The organism is Arthrobacter sp. B0316-1-20, from assembly GCF_059091865.1.
Genome location: NZ_JBNHHC010000028.1, coordinates 20745 through 41873 on the forward strand (window position 1 = coordinate 20745; position 21129 = coordinate 41873).

Consider the following 21129-nt stretch of genomic DNA (forward strand, 5'->3'; position numbering starts at 1 on the left):
GGCTCCGACCGTGCCCAGCCACCTGCGGGCGAGGATCAGAAAAGACCGCCCGCCCCGCGGGGTGCGGGGCGGGCGGGAGGTATTAGCGGACCAGGCAGGGGCGTTTGGGGTCGAATTCCCAGCCGGGTACCAGGTATTGCATGGCGGCGGCGTCGTCGCGGGCGCCGAGGCCGTGTTCCAGGTACAGGGCGTTGGCTTCGGCGAGGCGTTCGCGGTCCAGTTCGATCCCGAGGCCGGGGGCTTGCGGGACTTTGATCTGGCCGTCGCGGATCAGCAGCGGTTCCTTGGTCAGGCCTTGGCCGTCCTGCCAGATCCAGTGCGTGTCCAGCGCGGTGATTTCGCCCGGGGCGGCGGCGCCGACCTGGGTGAACATGGCCAGTGAGATGTCGAAGTGGTTGTTTGAGTGCGAGCCCCAAGTCAGACCGAACTCGTGGCACAGTTGTGCCACGCGGACGGAGCCGGCCATGGTCCAGAAGTGCGGATCGGCCAGCGGAATGTCGACGGCGTTGGTGCGCACCGCGTGGGCCATTTCTCGCCAGTCGGTGGCGATCATGTTCGTGGCGGTCTGCAGTCCGGTGGCGCGGCGGAACTCCGCCATCACTTCGCGGCCGGAGAACTTGCCTTCGGCGCCGCAGGGGTCCTCGGCGTACGCCACCACGCCCTGCATGCGCTGGCCCAGCCGGATGGCGTCCTGCAGCAGCCAGCCGCCGTTCGGATCCAGGGTGATGCGGGCGTCGGGGAAGCGCTGTTTGAGCGCGGTCACCGCGTCGACTTCCAGGTCCCCGGCTTGGACGCCGCCCTTGAGCTTGAAGTCCTGGAAGCCGTAGCGGGCCTGCGCGGCTTCGGCCAGGCGGACCACGGCGTGCGGGGTCATGGCCTCTTCGCGGCGCACCCGTTCCCAGTCGTCGGCGCCGTGGGGTTCGCGCAGGTACGGCAGGTCGGTGGCGTCCGGGTTGCCCACGTAGAAGAGGTAGCCGAGCATCGGCACCGCGTCGCGCTGTTGGCCGTCGCCGAGCAGTTCGGCCACGGGAACACCGAGGAACTGGCCGTGCAAATCCAGCAAAGCGGATTCGATGGCGGTCACGGCGTGGACGGTGGTGCGCAGGTCGAAGGTCTGCAGCCCGCGGCCGCCGGCGTCGCGGTCGGCGAAGGCCGCGGCGATTTCCCGCAGCAGGCTGCGGAAGCGGGCCACCGGGCGGCCGGTGATCAGGGCGCCGGCGTCTTCGATGGTGGTGCGGATTTTCTCCCCGCCAGGGACTTCGCCCAGGCCGGTGCGGCCGTCGGAGTCGGTCACGATGACCACGTTGCGGGTGAAGAACGGCCCGTGCGCGCCGGAGAGGTTCAGCAGCATCGAGTCGTGCCCGGCGACCGGGACCACCTCGACGGCGGCAATGGTGGGTTGGTTGCTCATGCGTTACTCTCCGGCCAGTTCCAGTGCGCCGTCGATCCGGCGGTTCAGCTTCCAGGGGTTCTCCTGCTGCACCGGTGCCGGCAGCAGGGCATCGGGAATGTTCTGGTAGGCCACCGGGCGCAGGAACCGCTCGATCGCCAGCGTGCCCACCGAGGTGGTGCGGGTGTCGGAGGTGGCCGGGAAGGGGCCGCCGTGGACCATCGCGTGCCCGACCTCGACGCCGGTCGGCCAGCCGTTGGCCAGGATGCGGCCGGCCTTGCGCTCGAGCACCGGCAGCAGCGGGGCCACCGTGGCGTGGTCCTCGTCGGTCATGTGCAGCGTGGCGGTCAGCTGCCCTTCGAGCCGCTTGGCCGCAGCCAGCAGGTCCTCAATGGAGGTGTAGCGGACCAGCAGCGAGGCCGCGCCGAAGATTTCCTCGTGCAGCACCTCATTGGTCAGGAAGGTGCGGACGTCGGTGCCGAAGACCGCCGGCGCGGGGGCGTTCTGCGTGGCGCCGTCCTGGCCGCGGGCCACCAGCTCCACCCCGTCCTGCTTGCCGAGGGAGTCGACGCCGGCGATCCAGGAGTCGGCGATGCCGCGGGTCAGCATGGTCTGGCCGGCGGCCGGAGCCAGGGCGCGGTTCACGGCCGCCGCGAACGCGTCCCCGGCCTCCCCGGCGGGCACGAAGGCAAGCCCGGGAGCGGTGCACAGCTGCCCGCTGGAACCGGTGACAGAGCCGACGTAGGCCGCGGCCAGCGCGTCCAGGTCGCCCTGGAGCGCGCCGTCGAAGAAGAACACCGGGTTAATCGAGCTCATCTCCGCATAGACCGGGATCGGTTCCGGCCGTGCCGCGGCGGTGGCCACCAGGGCGGTGCCGCCGGAGCGGGACCCGGTGAACCCGACGGCCTTGATCGCCGGATCGGCGACCAGGGCCTGCCCGATGCTGGCGCCGGGGCCGTAGACCAGGGAGAACACGCCCGGATGCAGGCCGGCCTCGGCCACCGCGTCGGCGATGGCGTGGCCGACGATTTCGCTGGTGCCCGGGTGGGCGTTGTGGGCCTTGAACACCACCGGGCAGCCCGCGGCCAGCGCGGAGGCGGTGTCGCCGCCGGCGGTGGAAAAGGCCAGCGGGAAGTTGCTGGCACCGAACACGGCGACCGGGCCCAGCGGGACCTTGCGCTGGCGGATGTCGGCCCGGGGCATCGGCCGGCGGTCCGGCTGGGCCGGATCGATGCGCACACCGCGGTGGTCGCCCTGGCGGATTACCGCGGCGAACAGGCGCAGCTGGCCGGTGGTGCGGCCGCGTTCCCCGTTCAGCCGGGCGGCGGGGAGACCGGTTTCGGCCATCGCGCGTTCGACCAGCTCTTCACCGACGGCTTCGATGTTCTCGGCGATCTTCTCCAGGAAGGCGGCATGCGTTTCCGGCTCCAGCGTGCTGAAGGAGGCGAAAGCTTCCTCCGCCGCGGCAGTGGCCGTCGCCAGCTGGGCCGCGTCGATCAGGCTGTAGGCCGGTTCGAGGACTTCGTTGGTGGCAGGATCAAAACCGTTGACCGTGCCGCCGGTACCGGTCACGGCTTCGCCGGCAATGATCGACTGTCCGGTCAGTGAAATGGTCTGGGTGTCCATGAGGGTAAACTCCTTTCTCCTGATAGGGGCCCTCACGCGGACTGCAAGACGTGGGCGTCAATCAGGGCCTTGAGATCCGCGAGGTCTTGATCGGTCAGGTCCTGCAGCGGCGGACGAACGCCACCTGCGTCGCGGCCGACGGCCTTCAGGCCGCCCTTGACGATGGAAACACCGTATCCCTTGACCCGGTCGCGGATGTCCAGGTAGGGGAGCACGAAGCGGTTGAGCTTCTCGGTCACGGCATCGCGGTCTTGGTTGCGGACGTCGCGGTAGAAATCCAGGGCGAACTCCGGCACGAAGTTGTACATCGCCGAGGAGTAGGTGCTCATGCCCAGCTGCAGCAGCGGCAGGGCAAAGGTCTCCGCCGTCGGCAGCCCGCCCAGGTAGAACAACCGGTCACCGTTGGCCGCGACCACCTTCGTGAGATGCTCGATGTTGCCGAGTCCGTCCTTGAACCCGATGAAGTTGGAATGCTTTTCGGCCAGTCTCATCACAGTCTCGGCGGAGTAGATTGCGTTTGCGCGGTTGTAGATGATCACCCCGAGGGACGTGGCCGAACAGACCGCGTCGACGTGGGCTTCCAGGCCCCGCTGGTCGGCTTCGGTGAGATAGGGCGGAAGCACCAGCAGGCCCTCGGCTCCCGCGGCCTCGGCGTCCTGCGCGTTGCGTACGGCCTGGTTGGTGGGGCCGGTGGCGGGGGCCAATACGGGGACTATATTCCCGACCTCCGCTACGGCTGCTCGGACCACTGCGTTGATCTCCTCCGGGCTCAGGGAAAATCCCTCGCCGGTGCCGCCGGCGGCGAACAGCCCGGCCGCTCCCGCCGACGCCTGCCAGGCGAGATGTTCTCGGTACCGGGTCTCGTCAAAGAGCAGGTCGGCGTCGAAGGCTGTGACGGGGAAGGAGAGCAGGCCGTTCTTGAGGCGGTCGGCCAGTTCTTGGGGGGTGTGGGTTGCCATGATGAGGATCCTTCGTTTCAAGTCGCCCGGGAGGCGAGCAGTCGTTGTACGTTGTCGATTTCAGCAAGGGCAGACAGGCGCCCGAAGCCTTCGCAGGTGTTTTTTGGGACGGGAGCGGCGCTACCGGGCCTTGACAGCAAGAACAGGGCAGGCTGCTTCCAGGAGGATGCGCTGGGCATCGCTGCCCATCAGAACCTTGCCCACCTGGGAACGGCGCCGGATGCCGATTACCAGGAGCTCAACGTTCTCTGTCCCGGAGGCTTCGATCAAGGCGTCGGCGGCGTCCGTTTCGGTGAGCCTCTCGGCCCGCGCCCGCACGCCGACCGCCGCCGCCTTCTCCACGAGGGCCTGTAGTTCGGACTCATCGGCCAGCTTGGGGTCCACGCGGGAGTGACGGTCGGTGGCGTTCATGATCACGAGTTCGCGGCCGAGTTCGGCGGCGAGGGCGAGCGACTTCTCAAAGGCCGCGTGTCCGCGGTCGTTGGGGATGTAGCCGAGGAGGATGCTCATGTTTGTTGATTCCGTTCCCTATTCGTCTGGATTGCCGTCAGTTGCCGTTGCGCCTAGTCTTGGCGGGCTTTTTCGCGGGTGTGCAGGGCGCTGTTTGTCTTCGCTTGCTGACGCCGCAGCACCCACGTCATCGCCGGTGCCGCGAAGATCGCCAGTACGACGCCGACGGCCAGGGAGATGGAGATCGGGCTGCCGACGAAGATCGCCATGCTGCCATCCGCGAGCCGCATCGACTGCCGGAAGGAAGTTTCCAGCAGCCCGCCCAACACGAAGGCGAGCACCAGGGGCCCGGGCGGATAGCCGGTCTTCTTCATGAGGAAGCCGATCACGCCAAAGACAAGGACCAGGAACATGTCGAAGACGCTGTTGCGTACCGTGTAGACCCCGATCATCGTGATCAACACAGTGATCGGGTTCAGGATGGTGGCCTTGACCTTGAGCAGCTTCACGAAGATGCCGATCAGCGGAACGGAGAGCAGCAGCAGGAAGACGTTGCCGATGTACATCGAGTTCACTACGCCCCAAAAGACGTCCGGATGCTCGTTGATTAGCTGCGGCCCGGGCGGAATGCCCTGCAGCAGCAGGGCACCGAACATGATGGCCATGGTGCCGTTTGCGGGGATACCCAAAGTCAGCAGCGGGATGAAGGAGCTCGTGGCAGCGGCGTTGTTGGCGGTCTCGGGGCCCGCGACGCCCTCGATCGCGCCCTTGCCGAAGCGCTCGGGATTTCGGGCAAGCTTTTTTTCCGTGGCGTAGGAAACCAGCGAGGCTACGGTGGCACCGCCGCCGGGCAGGATCCCCAGGATGAAGCCGGAGATCGAGCCACGCGAGATAGCGCCCGCGGACTGCCGCAAGTCCCTGCGGGAGGGCAACGCACGCTTAAAGTTCGGGGTGCCGGCGGTCGCCGAAGGAGGCCCGGCCATGTTGTACAGGATCTCGCCGACGCCGAAGAGGCCCATGGCTACGATGACAAAGTCGATGCCGTCGGCGAGGTTATGAGAGCCGAAGGTGAAGCGGCCCACGGCCGTGACGGGGTCCCGCCCCACCGTGGCCAGCAGCAATCCGACCGTCGCGGAGACGGCCGCCTTCCGGGCCGATCCGTTGCCCAGTGAGGACACCAGCAGGATGCCTAACAGTGCCAGCAGGGTGTACTCGGCCGGACCGAAGTCCAGGGCGAAGGAGGCCACCAGAGGCGCGAGAAAGGTCAGCGCCACGATGGAGATGGTGCCGCCGATGAAGGACCCGAAGGCGGCGATGCCCAAGGCGGCCCCTGCGCGTCCCTGGCGGGCCATCTGGTAGCCGTCCAGGGCGGTAACCACGCTGGAGGCTTCACCCGGCAGGCGCAGCAGAACGGAAGTGATTGTGCCGCCATACTGGGCTCCGTAGAAGATGCCGGCCAACAGGATGATGGCACTGGCTGGCTCCATGGAGTAGGTGATGGGCAGCAGAATCGCGATGGTTGCCGCGGGGCCGAGCCCGGGCAGCACGCCGATCAGCATCCCGAGGGTGACGCCGATCAGGCAGAACAGCAGGTTGCCCGGCTGCAGCACCACGTCGAACCCGGAGAGGGCGTCGTTGAAAATATCCATTCTGTGGTGTCGCTTCCTAGAAGAGATGCGGGATGGGGACGGAGAGCATAAGGATGAACAACCCGTAGACCACCGCTGTGGCTACGACTGCCACCGTGACCGCGGTGCGCCAGCGTTCCCTGCCCAAAACCTTGATCCAGAAGAACAGCAGCAGCACGGTCGGGATCTCGAAGCCAATAACCGGCAGCAGCAGGGCATAGATCACCAGGCTGGCGACGCTGAACCCCACGGTGACGATGCCGCGGTCGAAGGCCTCGACGTCGTCATCCTGCCGGGCTTTCAGCAAAGCTGCGGCTGAGGCGGCGACCATGGCCAAGGAGATAACCAGCGGCCACAGCCCTGCCCCCGGTGCGCTGAAGGATCCGATGCCGAGCGTGACGGACACGATGACACCGAACACCCCTAGGGCCAGCGGGACGAGAGCACCAAGACGGGCGGTGGTAATCCCTCCGCGCTCAGCCTGCTCCTCGAACTCGAGCTCCTGAGGTTCCGTGTGCCCGCCCGGGGTGCCGGCCGCCGAGCTCATTGCTTACCCGCAGGGCTATGAATTCCAACCCGATCGGCTGTTTGGAGCTGCGCTCCGTCCTGGATGCCATCAAGTCCGGTAAAGCCCAAGCCGATTGTTTCGGGCCAGGCGATGGTGGAAAGTGCGTGCTTCCAGTGCCTCGGATAAGTAGGCATTGCTTTTCCTATCGTCATTGATGAGAGCGGCGTACACAGAGTCACCCATGAGGGCATGTTGCAGGCCTGCCGGTTGGGCATGGTGAGCCGGCTCAAACGTTCGGCAGGCAGCAGCAGAGCATGATGCCAACCACTTGGTATACCGTCATGCCAATATACCAACACTGAAGGGTTGCTATGCAAGCATTGGCTGAAAATTTCATGCGGGCGCCAAGGAGCACTCCCTACATCTGATGCAAAGCTCCCCAAGAACTGGGAGCGCGCCGGGCTGCCTCGTGGTCGGGAGCGACCACGGGTACCCGGCCCGACCGCGTTGCCGCTTGGAGGGGACGCCCCGCTCGCCCGCGTTCTACTGGAAATTATTCGAACCCGGCCCCATCCTTGAAGAACCCCCGAACCAGGGGCCTCAATCGCAGGAGGCAACGGTCATGAGCAATCAACCCGACGATTCGGGGATCAAGGCAAAGCACCGGGCCATGTGGGCCCTCGGCGACTATCCCGCCGTCGCCACCGAGGTGATCCCGGCGCTGGGCACGGCACTCGTCGTGGCCAGCGGCATCGGGAAGGGCGACCGTGTTTTGGACATTGCCGCCGGTTCCGGCAACGCGGCCATCCCCGCCGCGCAGGCGGGGGCACAGGTTACCGCGGCGGACCTCACTCCCGAGCTGTTTGAGAAGGGGCGCCGGTTGGCCGAGGAGGCAGGGGTTTCCGTGGACTGGCAGGAGGCCGACGCCGAGAACCTTCCGTTCGGCGATGGTACTTTCGATGCCGCGATCTCCTGTGTGGGGATCATGTTCGCTCCCAACCATCAGGCGAGTGCCGACGAACTCGTCCGCGTGCTGCGCCCCGGCGGCACGATAGCCCTCGCCAACTGGACTCCGGAAGGCTTCATTGGCCAGATGTTTGCGACCATGAGGCCTTACGCGCCCCCGCCGCCTCCGGGCGCGCAACCACCGCCGCTGTGGGGCAACCAGCAGCACGTGCAGGACCTGCTCGGGGGCCGGGCCACCGACGTCGTCGCCCGGCGCGAAAAGCTGACGGTCGAAAGGTTCGCCACCGCCGGGGAGTTCCGCGACTTCTTCAAGGCCGCCTACGGTCCCACGATCAACACCTACCGCTACATCGCGGACCAACCCGACCGGGTCCAAGCCCTCGATGAGGAACTCGAAGAACTGGCCAGCCGGCACGATCTCGGCGGCGGCCGGATGGAATGGGAGTATCTGTTGTTCACGGCCCGCAAGAAGTGACCGTGCCGGGCTAGCGGTCGGGAAGCAGATCGGGGCCTGAGGGTCCGTTTCCGCCGCCGATGCTGTTCGGAAACCGGTCCGGGTTACTAGACTGAGGCCATGGCTGCTGCATTGGTTCGTCCCCGGAACGGCAAGCTGATCGCCGGTGTCTGCGCCGCCCTGGCGGCCCGTTTCGGCCTGCCGAAAGTGCTGGTGCGTCTCGGGTTCGTGATCTTCGGACTGGTCGGTATCGGGGAACTGGTGTACATCGCGCTGTGGATCATGATCCCCAAGGCTCAGGTGTAGTCTTCGCGCCCCTGACCCCGGCACTCCCGCGGTCGGAGGTCCCCGGTGCCTGGGTCACCCGGAAATGCACCACGTGGTCGCGCTCGCTCTCGTGATGATCGCGCTCTCGGATGGCGCCGCCGTCGAGGTCCGCAAGGACTCGGAACGTACCGGCGGGTTTTTGGACCAGCTCTCCGGTTTTCCTGGATTTGGCCGTCCGAGACGCGTGCGGTCAGGCAGTGAGGACATGCAACGGGATTACGTAACACATATGTTGCCTATCATTGCCCGTTAGTACAGAATGTCGGAGGCAAGGTTAGCCTTGCCTACCTTATGTTGCGCGGTGGTTGCCGCTTTCCTCAGGAGTACCTCTTCATGCATCGACCCAAGCTTTATGCTCTTTGCGTCGCGTCGACGGTGTCCGCGTTGGCACTTTCCGGCTGCGGCGTCATGGGTATCGGTAAGCCTCCTGCCGATCTGCAGATCTATTCGGCGCGGCACTATGACCTGGAGGGCGCTTTCGCTGACTTCACCGATGAAACCGGTATCTCGGTGGAATTCATTACCGGTGACGACGCGGAGCTGCTGGAGCGGCTGAAGGCGGAGGGCAGCGATACTCCCGCTGATGTTTTTATGACTGTGGACGCCGGCAATCTTTGGAACGCTGCCCGCCAAGACGTGCTTGCGCCGATCCGTTCGGACGAGCTGGAGAAGGCGGTCCCGGAAGACCTGCGCGACCCCGAGGGACAATGGTTCGGTCTGGCGATGCGGGCCAGGACCTTGACCTTCAACCCCGACAATGTTGATCCCGGCGACTTTGATGCACAGGACAGCTACGCAGGCCTGGCAGATCCGCAATGGAAGGGCCGGCTGTGCATGCGGGATGCGACGTCTCCCTACACCCAGTCCCTGGTGGCCAGCCTGATCGACCTGCACGGGCGGGAGAAGGCCCTGGAGATCGTGAAGGGTTGGGTGGCCAACGAAGTGGACATCATGAGCAACGACGTGCTGCTGCTGGAAGCTATCGACGCCGGGGCCTGCGACGTGGGCATCAACAACCATTACTACCTCGCCCGGACCCTGGAGGAAAACCCCGACTTCTCCGTCGAACTGTTCTGGGCCAGCCAGGAGGGCGCCGGCACCCACGTAAACATCTCCGGCGCCGGCGTGGTCGCAAACTCCGACAACGCGGCGGACGCGCAACGGCTCATCGAATGGCTGGCCACGACCGGGCAGAACGCCTTTGTGGACGCGAACCACGAGTTCCCGGTCAACCCGTCGGTCAAGCCGGAGCCGGTGATTTCCGGGTTCGGTGAGTTTAGCCGTATGCCGCTGAACGCGAAGGCCTATGGAGATCTCAACGCGGAGGCTACCGAGGTCCTGGCCGAGGCCGGCTACAAGTGACTCAGCCGCGGGTCCTGGCGCCGGCTGCGGTCCCCGGAGGGCGCAGGCGCCGGCTGACCGGGAGCGGCCGTCCGTTGTGGTCAGCGGCCGTGTTGGCCGTTGCGGTGCTGGTGGCCACCCCGGTCGTCGCGGTCATGGTGGATGGGCTGGGGAGTCTGGGGCATGGAACCGTGCCACGCGACCTCGGTGCGATGGTCTTCTCCACCGTTGCGCTGATGGGCGGTGTCGGCGCCGGCACCCTCTTAATTGGTGGCGGGCTGGCGTGGCTGGTCACCGCCTACAGTTTTCCCTTTCGGAGAATGCTGGTGTGGGCGCTGGTGCTGCCGCTGGCGATGCCGGCCTACATCCTGGGTTTCGTGTTTCTTTCCACCTTCGACGTGGGCGGTCCGGTGCAGGCCGTGCTGCGTTCGGTGTTGGGGCAGGGGGCGTGGCTGCCGGAGGTCCGGTCCCTGCCCGCCGCGGTCTTCGTGATGTCCTTGACGCTCTACCCCTACGTCTATCTCCTTGCGCGGGCGGCCTTGGCCGAACAGGGCACAGCTACCTATGACGCCGCCCGCACCTTGGGGGCCAGCCGGACCCGGGCGCTGTGGAGGGTTGTCGCACCTATGGCCAGACCGTCGCTGGCCGCGGCCCTGGCCCTAGTCATGATGGAAACACTGACTGACTTCGCCACCGTTCAGTATTTCAACGTGCAGACGGTCTCCGTGGGCGTTTACCTGGTGTGGAAAGGCAGCTTTGACTTCCACGCCGCCACGCAGCTTTCGGTGCTGGTACTGCTGTTCGCGGTAGCGGTGCTTTCGGGGGAACGCCTGTTCCGGGGGCGGTCGCGTTTTCACCAGAAAAATGGTCGCGGCACTGGAATACCGTCCCGGCAGCTGACCGGCTGGAGGGGGTGGGCAGCCGCATTTGCGGGTCTGGCCGTGCTCGGAGCCGGGTTCGTCCTGCCCGTGGCGCAGCTGGCCGGCTGGGCAGCCGGGGAGTTCTTCCGCGGTGCGGGGATGTTGCTGGATCCGCGGTTTGCGGAGTATTTGGCCAACAGCATCGCGGTTGCCACGATCGTCGCACTGCTGTGCGCCGCGCTGGCGCTGCTCATCGGGCACAGCCTGCGCTTGGGTGGTGGCGCGCTGGTCACGTCTGCCGCGCAAGTGACGACCTTCGGGTATGCAGTTCCGGGCGCCGTGATCGGTATCGGCGTTTTGATCGCGTTCGCCCGGTTCGATGAATTGCTCGAAACGGCAGGTGTTCCCGGCGGCACCGGCCTGCTGGTCACCGGGTCCGTGGCCGGGATCCTCTTCGCCTATGTGGTGCGCTTCCTCGCGCCCGCCTACCAGGCGGTTGACGCGAGCTTTGCCAAAATCCCGCCATCATTGACTTCCTCCGCGCTGAGCCTTGGTGCCACGCCGCGAAGGCTGCTGATGCACGTCCACATGCCGCTGGCCCGCCGGGGGGCCGCCGTCGCGTTGGTTCTGGTGGCCATCGACGCTGTCAAGGAACTGCCGATCGTGCTCCTGCTGCGGCCCTTTGGGTTCACGACGGTGTCCGTTTGGGTCTACGAGTTGGCCCGCGAGAATTTTTGGGAGAAGGCGGCGCTGCCGGCACTGGGCATCATTGCGGTGGCCGTGATCCCGGTGTATTTCCTGTTTAGGCGGACGCCCGGGCTCCGGAGCGAGGCGATGGCACCGTGACGTCCTTTCCTGGCCCCCCTTCCCTGCCCCCTGCACTGGAACTGGACGGTGTGGGCAAGCGCTACGGCAAGGTGGCCGCTGCGACTGCCCTGGAACTGCAGGTTGCCGCGGGCGAGCTGGTCACTGTCATCGGCCCGTCCGGATGCGGGAAATCAACCATGCTCCGGCTCATTGCCGGACTGGAGCGGCCAGACACGGGAAGCATCACCATCGCCGGCGAGACCGCCGCGGACCGGCGGCGGTTCCAGCAGCCGGAACACCGCCGGGTGGGACTGGTGTTCCAGGACCACGCCCTGTTCCCGAACCTGACCGTCCGGAAAAACGTGGCCTTTGGGTTGAACCGGATGGCCGCCCGGGAACGGGAAAAGCGCGTCGCCGAGGTGCTCGAGCTCGTACGGCTCGGGCACCTGGCCTCCCGCTACCCGCACGAGTTGTCCGGCGGTGAGCAGCAGCGGGTCGCTCTGGCGCGCGCCTTGGCCCCGCGCCCCGCCGTCGTCCTGCTGGACGAACCCTTCTCCAGTCTGGACGAAACGCTGCGGGGTCGGGTTCGCGCAGACGTTGTCGCAGTCCTCCGGGAAACTGGTACCACAGGCCTGCTGATAACCCACGACCAGACCGAAGCGCTGTCGGTCGGTGACCGCGTGGCAGTGATGCGCGATGGCGTCATGGAGCAGGTCGATACACCTGAGAAGGTCTTCGAACGGCCGTCCACCCGTTTTGTGGCCTCCTTCATGGGGGACGCCGATTTTCTCCCCGCACATGTCCACAACGCGTTGCTGACCTGCGAAATCGGGGTCGTCTCCACGGTGCCGGGCTGGGCGAACTGTGACGCGGACGTGGACGTGGTGCTCCGGCCGCATGAAGTGTCGCTGTCGCCGGACCCTGCAGCCCAAGCCAGGGTGGTGTCCCTGGAATACAGGGGCGCTTTCCTGCTGCACCATATCCGCCTGGCCTCCGGCCGTACCGTGCGGTCCTGGCAGCCGCACCAGGTGCGCTATGCCCCCGGCACTGCCGTCAGCGTGGCGGTCGCAGCCGGCACACACCCGACCCTGCTGGTCGGCGACCGTGCCGTCACGGAGCCGCCCGCATCCGCTGTCGGCTCCGCGACGCCGATACCGTCCCCCATAGCCACACCAATGAGGTAATTCCGTTGTCCATTTCACTACCGTCCCTGCCCTTGGAAAGGGCGACACTGGCTGTTGGCTTCGCCGCGGAGCTCGCCCGCTTCGCCGACAGCCCAGCCGTCCTCACCAATGACGGGACGATCAGCTACCGCCAGTTGGCAGAACGGGTGGAAGCCGTCGTCGACAGGCTTGGCCCCGTTCGCCGGTTGGCTGTGCTGACCGCAAGCAACAACCTCGATTCCCTGGTGGCCTACCTGGCGGCGCTGTCCGCGGGCCACCCACTGATTCTGGTGCCGGCAGACAAACCCTCGGCCTTGCGGTCCATCATCGACGCCTTCGATCCGGACGTGGTCATGGGAGACGCCGCCGGAAACGGGGAGCCAACAATACGGGAAGTGCGCCCGGCCACCCGACACGAACTTCACCCGGACCTCGCCCTGATGCTGAGCACGTCCGGTTCCACTGGTTCCCCGAAACTCGTGCGGCTTTCGCAACGAAACCTGCAGGCGAATGCCGGGGCGATTGCCGAATACCTGCGCCTTCGGCCTCAGGACCGGGCTGTCACCACCCTCCCGATGTCGTACTGCTACGGGTTGTCGGTGATAAACAGCCACCTGCTCACGGGGGCCTCGCTGGTGCTGACCGACCTTTCCGTGGTCGACCCCTGCTTTTGGGACCTGTTCCGCAGCACGGAGGCCACCGCCTTTGCCGCGGTGCCATACACCTTCGATCTCCTGGAACGCGTGGGATTCGCCGACATGGACCTGCCGCACCTTCGCTACGTGACGCAGGCCGGCGGACGGCTGGCGCCCGAGCTTGTCCGGCGCTACGCCGTGCTCGGCCGGGACCGGGGCTGGGAACTGTTCGTTATGTACGGCCAGACCGAGGCCACGGCACGGATGGCTTACCTGCCGCCTGGCCTGACGGCCCAAAACCCGTCCCGCATCGGTGTTCCCGTGCCCGGTGGCAGTTTCCGGATTGACCCGATCGATGGTCTCGACGACGGCGAACTCGTTTACACCGGTCCCAACGTCATGCTGGGCTACGCCGAGAAGCCAGGAGACCTGGCCACCGGCCGCACGGTCAGTGAACTCCGCACCGGAGACCTCGCCCGCAGGCATCCGGACGGACTGTATGAGGTGGTGGGGCGGCGCAGCCGGTTCATCAAGATCTCGGGCCTGCGCATCGATCTGGGCAGGGTGGAGCAGATCCTGACGGACCTGGGCGTGCGGGCCGTCGCCGCCGGCAAGGATGAACACCTCGTGGTCGCCGTCGAGGGTGACCACGACGCCGGACTGCTCAAGAAGTCCCTGGCGGTGGACATGGGTATTCCCCGTGGATCCCTGACCGTGCATGCGGTGGAGCACCTGCCGCGGCTCAGCAGCGGAAAACCCGATTATCAAGCCGTGCTGGCCCTCGCCCATCCCGCCCCGGCGCCGCAGGAACAAACCCGAACACGGGCCGAAGGGCCGCGCGACGTGCGGGCCATCTATGCGGAGCTGCTGGAGGTTCCCGCCGTCCAGGACACCGACACGTTCGCCTCGCTGGGCGGCGACTCACTGTCCTACGTCGCTGCCTCGGTCCGGCTGGAAGATGCGCTTGGCTCACTGCCGGATGACTGGCATCTCCGCCCGGTCAGCGAGCTTGAACGGACGACGCCTCCGGCCAGACGGCGAAGGAAACTGTTCGCGCCGATGGAGTCAAGCATCGTGCTGCGGGCGGTAGCGATCATCTTCATCATCAGCACACACATCGGACTGTTCCACTGGGAGGGAACCGCCCACGTGCTGCTGGCGGCCGCCGGGTACAATTTCGCGCGTTTCCAAGTGCAGGGCCAGCCAGCCAAACGGCTGCGCCGCCAGCTTGCCAGCCTGGCCCGGATTGTCGTGCCCAGCGTCGCCTTCATCGCGCTGGCCTATGTCTTGACCGACGATTACAGCATCGCCAACATCTTCCTGCTGAATGCCCTCATCGGACCGCAAGAGGTGACGACCGAATGGCACTTCTGGTTCGTGGAGGTGCTGACCTACCTCCTGGTCTGCATGACGGCGCTGCTGGCCATACCCGCCGTTTCCCGCCTGCAAAGGCGGTTCCCCTTTGGCTTCCCGCTCGGACTCACCGCGGCCGGCCTGGCAGGCCGATTTGAAATCATTGACCTCGATGTGCCGAACACCGGCCCGGCCCTGTGGTTGTTCGCCCTCGGGTGGACCATCGCGCAGGCGCGGACAATTCCGCAGCGCTGCCTGGCCACCGCCCTCGTGCTGCTCAGCGTTCCGGGCTTCTTTAACGATCCGCCCCGGGAAGCGACACTGCTGGCCGGAATACTGGTGCTCATCTGGCTGCGCACCCTGCCCGTACCCCGCGGCCTGCAGCGGCTGACCGTCCTGCTGGCCAGCGCGTCGCTGTACATCTATCTCACCCATTGGTTGGTCTTCCCGCCCTTGGTCCCCATCCACCCCGCGGTGGCCGTCGTCGCCTCACTGGCCTCCGGCGTCGCCTACTGGGCGCTGGTCACCCGCCTGCTGAGCCTTTACCGTCACCGGGCGGAGCGGCGCAGGCGCCAGGCCGGGCAGGTTCTGACCAGCTGACACCGGTAATAATCCCCAAGGCTCAGGTGTAGGGCTTCGGGCCGCTGCACAGGCCGGGACCGCGCGGGTTCATGGTCGTTCAGGCATGTCATTGGTCCGGGCGGGGAGCCCGTGGGAATGGCCGCGTCGTAGGAGACGGCGGCTGGTACTTCGTCATCGCCGACATGGCTACCCTGCCGGAACATCAACAGCGCGGCGTCGGCGGCGCCGTGCTCGATAGCTTGCTCGAAGACATCCGCACGCGCGCGCCGCGCGGTGCCTACGTCAGCCTCACCGCAGACCCACCCGGGCGCAGACTCTACGAGTCACGCGGCTTTGCGGACGTCGGAGCCGCTGCCGACGCCATGCACCTCTACACCTGACGAGCGAGTTTCAGCGGGCGGGGGAGGGCGCGATGCCCAAATCGAAGCAGCTTCAGTGAGGACAGAGACCGCCGGCTTGCTGGCAGGTCAGCGCTACTCGACGAGCTTGCCCGCTACCGAGTCGTCGACGTCGGCCTCGGCCAGGGACCGGAAGGAGTCTGGGGCAGGGGGCAGGGCCTCGAAGCTGACTCCCTCGGTCGGCGACCAGACGAAGTTGCCCTGCAGCGACGGATCCATCTCGGGAAAGTCCGCCCGGTTGTGGCAGCCCCGCGTCTCACGCCGCTCAAGGGCGCATTCGAGAGTGGCCCGGGCCGCGAGGAGCGAGCCCAGCAGGTCGTAGGCGTGCGCCAGGTCGTCGAACCCGGCGATGTCCGGGTGCGCGGTGACGTGCCGCGCGCGTTCTTCGAGGGCGGCAAGCCGGTGCAGGCCGTCCTGCAGCCCCTGCCCGGTGCGCACGACGCCGGCGTGCTCGGTCATCAGGTTGCGCACTTCGCGCTGCAGCCGCCGGGCTGACTCCGTCCCGCGCTCACTGAGCAGGGCCTGCATCTCGGCGCGGGCCGACTCGACGGCGGAGGGGTCCCGGCGGACATTGGTGCGGGAGGCCGCGTACTCTGCGGCGTGCTCGCCCGTGATGCGCCCGTAGACGAGCAACTCGATCAGCGAGTTCCCGCCCAAACGGTTCGCCCCGTGCAGGCCCGAGGACGCCTCGCCGATCGCGTACAGCCCGTCCACGCCGGTGCCGTGGTCCTCCGGGGCCACCCAGACCCCGCCCATGGAGTAGTGCGCGGTCGGGGCGATCTCCATCTTCGTGGTCGTGATGTCCACCATCTGCAGGTCGATCAAGGTGCGGTAGACCCGCGGCAGCTTCTGCAGGATGACCTCCCGGGGCAGATGGGACACGTCCAGATAGACGCCGCCCTTCTCTGTCCCCCGGCCCGAGGCGATCTCGGTATACCCGGCCAGGGCCACCCGGTCGCGGGTGGACAGCTCCATGCGTTCGGGATCGTAGCGCTCCATGTAGCGCTCGCCGAGCGCGTTGATGAGGATGCCGCCTTCGCCGCGTGCTGCCTCGGAGACGAGTGTGCCGGCAGCGTCGTCGGGCTCCAGCAGTCCGGAGGGGTGGAACTGGACCAGCTCGGCGTCACGGATCCGGGCTCCGGCCAAGGCCGCCAGGCGGAAGGAGTCGCCGGTGTTCTCGTCCCGCCGGGAGGAGGTGTGGCGCCAGATGCGGGTGTGCCCACCGGCGGCCAGGATCACCGCATCGGCGTTGATCTGTACGGGCGTGCCGTCCACGACGTCGAACCCGTAAGCGCCGAAGACAGTGCCGTCGGCCACCAGCAGGCGGGTGATGTAGATGCTGTCGATGATCTGCACGTCCAGTTCGGCCGCGCGGCGCATCAGGGTGCGCTGGATCTCCAGGCCGGTGTAGTCGCCGGCGTAAGCAGTACGGCGGTACTTATGGGCGCCGAAGAAGCGCTGGGAAATCCGCCCGTCTTCCTCCCGCGCGAAGGGCATCCCCCACCTTTCCAGATCCTCGATGCCGCCGGCGGCATTGCGCGCCACGGTCTCCACGATGGCCGGATCGGCCAGGAAATAGGACTCGCGCAAGGTGTCGGCGGCGTGCTGCTGCCAGCTGTCCTCGGGATCCATGGTGGCCAGCGCGGCGTTGATGCCGCCGGCCGCCAGCGTGGTGTGGGCGTCGTGCTTGCGCCGCTTGCCCACCGCCAGCACCTGGACCCCGCGCTGTGCCAGTTCGATGGAGGCGCGCAGCCCGGCACCACCGGTACCAATGACGAGGACAGAGGTGGACAACAGTCGCTCAGCGGCGTGCTTTGGGGTCATATCTCCATGCTAGGAACGCGGGTATGATGAGTCCAATGCATTATCCGACTGAACCTGATGCAAAAAGGCTATGATGAAGCTCGAGCAGTTGTTTTCCTTTGAGGCCGTGGCCCGGAACGGCCACTTCACCCGTGCCGCCGAGGAGCTCTTCCTCGCCCAACCGTCCCTGAGCCGGCAAATCGCCGCGTTGGAGGCCGACCTGGGCACCAAGCTGTTCCGCCGCGGACCGGCCGGGGTGACACTGACCGACGCAGGCGACGTGCTGTTGCCCATCGCGCGGCGGATGCTGGGTGACGCGCGGTTCGCCCGCGAGCAGATGGACGAACTGGCCGGGCTTCGCCGCGGCCACGTCCGGCTCGGCGCCCCGCCGACCCTGTGCGTCTCACTGGTTGCCGACGTGCTGGCGGCGTTCCGGGCCGCGCACCCCGGAGTGGACCTGCACATCACGGAGGGCGGTTCGCGCTCCCTGGTGGAAGCTCTGAACGAGAACGCACTGGACCTTGCCCTGATGGTCACCCGCGGTGCCGAACCATCCGTACCCGGCACCGAGCTGATTCCCCTGCTTTCCGAGGAACTGGTGGTGATCTCAGCCGCGGGCTCACCGATGCCAGGACACGAGCAGGAGCAACCGGGCGGACGCCCGACCCGGGCCGAGCTCACCCTGGCGGAGCTGGCGGAGATCCCCCAAGTCGCGTTCAACCGCAGCTACGACCTGCGCGTGGCCACCGACGCGGCCTTTTCCGCCGCAGGACTTACCCCGACGATCGCCGTCGAGGGTGCGGAGATGGACGCAGTGCTCCGATTCGTGGAACGGGGGCTGGGAGTGGCCGTGGTTCCGGCCATGGTGGTCATCGACCGCCCCTCGCTGGACAGCACCCGCCTGGTGAGCCCCCAGCTGACCCGAACCGTCAACTTGGCCCGGCGGACCGACGTACCGCCCTCGGCCGCAGCAGCGGCCATGCAACAGTTCGTCTTTGAAACCGTGGAGCGACTCGCCGCCCCAGGCACCGACCTCGCGCGACTCGTGACCGTGACGCCGCTTCGCCGATGAGCTCCTATCAGGCAGCAAAGCGGACTCGCTCAACGGACTCCTTCTGCTGCCCGGTGGAGCGGGCAAAGCTCCGTACGCCGGTCGAACACGGGCAGAAAGCCCCAGCGCTACCACGGCGGGCCGCCGCCGCACCGTAGGATACTAAGTGTGCTGTTAAACAGGCAGCCGGGAAGCAGGAGACGTTGGCGCCTCATTTAGATCGATCCGGAATGCTGCTCGACGGGCGCTACCTGCTCAAGGAGTTGGCAGGTACCGGAGCGAACGCCAAGGTTTACCGGGCTAGAGATGAGGTTTTGGGGCGGGAGGTAGCCGTCAAGGTCATTCAGCGGCCCACGATGAACGAGGAAGAATTCCACCGCGACAACGCGGAGATCAAGCTTTTGGCCCGGCTAAACCACCCGAATCTGGTGACCCTGCTGGACGCAGGCATCGACAAGATCGAAGCCGGACATCCGCAAATTTATCTGGTGATGGAACTGATTGAAGGCGCCGACCTGAGGGTGCGGCTGGCCGAAGGTGCCCTCCCGCCCCGCCACGTTGCCCAAATCGGCCGCGAATTGGCCGAGGGACTGGCCTACATCCACAACACCTCGGTCGTCCACCGCGACGTAAAACCGGGCAACATCATGCTCTTTAATTACGACGACGACGGCTCGCGCCTGCGCGCCAAGCTCGCCGATTTCGGAGTCGCCATGGTGGTTTCCGATGATGCCCATGTTCCGGGGGTCTACGGGACGGCTGCCTACCTCAGCCCGGAGCAAGCGAGGGGCGAACCGATAGGCCCGCCCAGCGACATTTATTCGCTGGGCCTGGTTCTGCTCGAATGCCTTACCGGCCAGGCTGCCTTTCCCGGCCCGCCGCTGGAGTCGGCTGTTGCCCGTTTGCTGCGTGATCCGGACGTCCCCGCCGGATTCGGGCCGGAGTGGGCAGGGTTGCTGACCGCCATGATGGCACGTGAACCAGGGGAACGGCCCACGGGGCGGGAGGTGGCACTGGCATTGGCTGATTTGGGGCTCGCACTCCGGGGCCGGCGCAGGGTGGACGCATCCATAATCCCCGTAGACGAAGCTCAACGTATGGAAGCGGTTCGACGCTACGAGATCCTGAACACCCCGCCGGACGGAGCGTACGACCGCATCACCGCACTGGCCTCCCGCCTTCTCGCCGCCCCGATTGCCATTGTCAGCGTGGTGGACCACGATCGCATCTGGTTCAAGTCACACCACGGCCTGGACGTCGAGCAGATCGACCGGGAACCCGGACTCTGCGCCTCGGCCATCCTGCAGCACGGACCCTGGGTCATCAATAATGCGCCCGCGGATCCCCGGGCGTTTGCCAACCCGCTGGTGGCCAGCGACTTCGGGTTGAAGTTTTATGCCGGCGTCCCGCTGAGAACCCGGGACGGATTCAACCTGGGCACCCTCTGCGTACTGGACTTCGAAGCGCGCGACTTCAGCGACGAAGATACTCAGACGTTGGAGGACTTGGCCGCCCTGGTCATGGACGACTTGGAGCTGCGCTTGGAAAGCCGCCGGTACCAGTCGCCCCCTGCCGCTGTGGCGGTCTGAGCACTCCGTGGCGAGGCCCGGTTAGGTGCGCAGCAGGTGTGGTTTCAGGTCCGCGATAGTCGCTGCGCCGATGAGCTGCATTGTCACCTCGATCTCTTTCGCGAGCAGGGTGATCACCCGCTCGACGCCCTCGCGCCCGCCGGCCATGAGCCCGTACAAGTAGGCGCGCCCGATGAGGGTGAAGTCGGCGCCCGCGCACAGCGCAGCGACGATGTCCGCCCCGGACATGATGCCGGAATCGAGGATGATCTCCACCCCTTCCCCGGCTTCGGCCCGCACTTCGGGCAGCGCGCGGAGCGAGACCGGCGCGCGGTCGAGTTGCCGCCCCCCGTGGTTTGAGACGATGAGTCCGTCTGCTCCGGCGTCGAGCGCACGGCGCGTGTCCTCGGCCGTCAGCACGCCCTTGACGAACAGCTTCCCGCCCCACTCCGACCGGATCCATTCAAGGTCCTCGATCGAGAGCGACGGATCGAACATCGAGTTGATCAGCGTGGGCAGGTCCTGGCTGGTCCCGGACAGCGACGCGAACGTGAGCGGGTCGGTGGTGAGGAAGTTGAACCACCACTCGGGCCGGTAAGAGGCATCGAGCACGGTCTTGAGCGTGAGTCTGGGCGGCATTGTCATGCCGTTTCGGGCGTCCCGGAGACGCTGCCCGGCGACCGGTGTGTCCACGGTGACGAGCAGCGTGTCGAAGCCCGAGGCCTCCGCGCGGCGCAGGAGGTCCAGCGATTTCTGCCGGTCCTTCCACAGGTACAACTGGAACCAGCGCCGGCATTCGGGGGCGGTGGCGGCAACCTCCTCGATCGAGCGCGTGCCCATGGTGGACAGCGAGAACGGGATGCCCGCCCCAGCGGCAGCAGCCGCGCCCCCGTCCTCGCCTTCGGCGTGCATGAGCCGGGTAAAGCCGGTCGGCGCAATCCCGAACGGCAGCGATGAAGTCCTGCCCGCGATCGAGGTCGAGAGGTCCACGTTCGCGGTGCCGTGCAGGATGCGGGGGAGAAGCTCGACGGCCTCGAACGCCTCGCGCGTGCGTCTCGCCGTGAGCTCCCGCTGGGCCGCGCCGTCCACGTAGTCGAACGCGGCCGTGGGCGTGCGGCGCTGTGCGATCGCGCGAAGATCCCACACATCCGCGGCGTGCGCGAGCCGCGCAGTCCGGCGATCCAGGGTCGGCAGGTCGAACTTCAGCAGTGGGCGAAGTTCGCTCACACGGGGGAATCTGCGCTTCATGGTGCTACCTCC

The 21129-nt window shown here is 66.7% G+C and carries 17 protein-coding genes; 9 read left to right on the top strand and 8 right to left on the bottom strand.

All coding sequences use genetic code 11. The features are described from left to right. Positions 1-82: 82 nt before the first annotated feature. The 6 genes from AC5RW2_RS30440 to AC5RW2_RS30465 form a co-directional block, all read right to left on the bottom strand. Positions 83-1411, bottom strand: coding sequence for an enolase C-terminal domain-like protein (locus tag AC5RW2_RS30440; protein ID WP_494074825.1), 1329 nt, complete (start codon positions 1409-1411; stop codon positions 83-85). Positions 1412-1414: 3 nt separating this feature from the next. Continuing rightward, a complete protein-coding gene (locus tag AC5RW2_RS30445; protein WP_494074826.1) occupies positions 1415-3016 on the bottom strand; it encodes an aldehyde dehydrogenase (NADP(+)) in 1602 nt (533 codons plus the stop codon). A 32-nt stretch (positions 3017-3048) separates the two neighbouring features. Then, the gene (gene kdgD / locus AC5RW2_RS30450) at positions 3049-3975 is read right to left on the bottom strand and encodes a 5-dehydro-4-deoxyglucarate dehydratase (protein ID WP_494074827.1); all 927 of its coding nucleotides are present in this window, start codon (positions 3973-3975) and stop codon (positions 3049-3051) included. A gap of 120 nt (positions 3976-4095) precedes the next feature. Then, positions 4096-4485, bottom strand: coding sequence for a universal stress protein (locus AC5RW2_RS30455; RefSeq protein ID WP_494013477.1), 390 nt, complete (start codon positions 4483-4485; stop codon positions 4096-4098). 53 nt (positions 4486-4538) lie between these two features. After that, complete coding sequence (locus tag AC5RW2_RS30460; RefSeq protein WP_494013478.1) at positions 4539-6074, bottom strand: tripartite tricarboxylate transporter permease; 1536 nt, start codon at positions 6072-6074, stop codon at positions 4539-4541. Between the two features lie 16 nt (positions 6075-6090). Next, positions 6091-6600 carry a tripartite tricarboxylate transporter TctB family protein gene (locus AC5RW2_RS30465; RefSeq protein ID WP_494013479.1) on the bottom strand — a complete coding sequence of 170 codons (510 nt, stop codon included), beginning with the start codon at positions 6598-6600 and terminating at the stop codon, positions 6091-6093. Positions 6601-7183: 583 nt separating this feature from the next. Between AC5RW2_RS30465 and AC5RW2_RS30470 the strand changes: the two genes are divergently transcribed. The 7 genes from AC5RW2_RS30470 to AC5RW2_RS30500 all read left to right on the top strand — a co-directional run bounded on the left by AC5RW2_RS30470 (position 7184) and on the right by AC5RW2_RS30500 (position 15429). Then, entirely contained in the window at positions 7184-8002 is an 819-nt protein-coding gene (locus tag AC5RW2_RS30470; protein WP_494074828.1) for a class I SAM-dependent methyltransferase, read from the top strand. A gap of 99 nt (positions 8003-8101) precedes the next feature. Continuing rightward, complete coding sequence (locus tag AC5RW2_RS30475) at positions 8102-8287, top strand: PspC domain-containing protein (RefSeq protein ID WP_494001169.1); 186 nt, start codon at positions 8102-8104, stop codon at positions 8285-8287. Positions 8288-8641: 354 nt separating this feature from the next. Then, a complete protein-coding gene (locus tag AC5RW2_RS30480; protein WP_494074829.1) occupies positions 8642-9670 on the top strand; it encodes an extracellular solute-binding protein in 1029 nt (342 codons plus the stop codon). A gap of 89 nt (positions 9671-9759) precedes the next feature. Next, the gene (locus AC5RW2_RS30485; protein ID WP_494074830.1) at positions 9760-11355 is read left to right on the top strand and encodes an ABC transporter permease; all 1596 of its coding nucleotides are present in this window, start codon (positions 9760-9762) and stop codon (positions 11353-11355) included. Continuing rightward, a complete protein-coding gene (locus AC5RW2_RS30490; RefSeq protein ID WP_494074831.1) occupies positions 11352-12500 on the top strand; it encodes an ABC transporter ATP-binding protein in 1149 nt (382 codons plus the stop codon). The genes AC5RW2_RS30485 and AC5RW2_RS30490 overlap by 4 nt, the downstream gene beginning before the upstream one ends. A 5-nt stretch (positions 12501-12505) precedes the next feature. Next, positions 12506-15067 carry an AMP-binding protein gene (locus AC5RW2_RS30495; RefSeq protein WP_494074832.1) on the top strand — a complete coding sequence of 854 codons (2562 nt, stop codon included), beginning with the start codon at positions 12506-12508 and terminating at the stop codon, positions 15065-15067. 71 nt (positions 15068-15138) lie between these two features. Further along, positions 15139-15429, top strand: coding sequence for a GNAT family N-acetyltransferase (locus AC5RW2_RS30500; protein ID WP_494074833.1), 291 nt, complete (start codon positions 15139-15141; stop codon positions 15427-15429). A 93-nt stretch (positions 15430-15522) separates the two neighbouring features. Here the strand turns inward: AC5RW2_RS30500 and AC5RW2_RS30505 are convergent, their stop codons facing one another. Then, complete coding sequence (locus tag AC5RW2_RS30505; protein WP_494074834.1) at positions 15523-17271, bottom strand: L-aspartate oxidase; 1749 nt, start codon at positions 17269-17271, stop codon at positions 15523-15525. Between the two features lie 73 nt (positions 17272-17344). Here AC5RW2_RS30505 and AC5RW2_RS30510 point away from each other — a divergent pair, with 73 nt between their 5' ends. Together AC5RW2_RS30510 and AC5RW2_RS30515 are read left to right on the top strand one after the other, a co-directional pair. Then, positions 17345-18322, top strand: coding sequence for a LysR family transcriptional regulator (locus tag AC5RW2_RS30510; RefSeq protein ID WP_494074874.1), 978 nt, complete (start codon positions 17345-17347; stop codon positions 18320-18322). Between the two features lie 209 nt (positions 18323-18531). Continuing rightward, on the top strand, positions 18532-19890 hold the full coding sequence (locus tag AC5RW2_RS30515; protein WP_494074835.1) for a protein kinase domain-containing protein: 1359 nt from the start codon (positions 18532-18534) through the stop codon (positions 19888-19890). Positions 19891-19911: 21 nt separating this feature from the next. Here the strand turns inward: AC5RW2_RS30515 and AC5RW2_RS30520 are convergent, their stop codons facing one another. Beyond that, positions 19912-21117 carry an alpha-hydroxy acid oxidase gene (locus AC5RW2_RS30520; RefSeq protein WP_494074836.1) on the bottom strand — a complete coding sequence of 402 codons (1206 nt, stop codon included), beginning with the start codon at positions 21115-21117 and terminating at the stop codon, positions 19912-19914. Between the last annotated feature and the right edge of the window lie 12 nt (positions 21118-21129).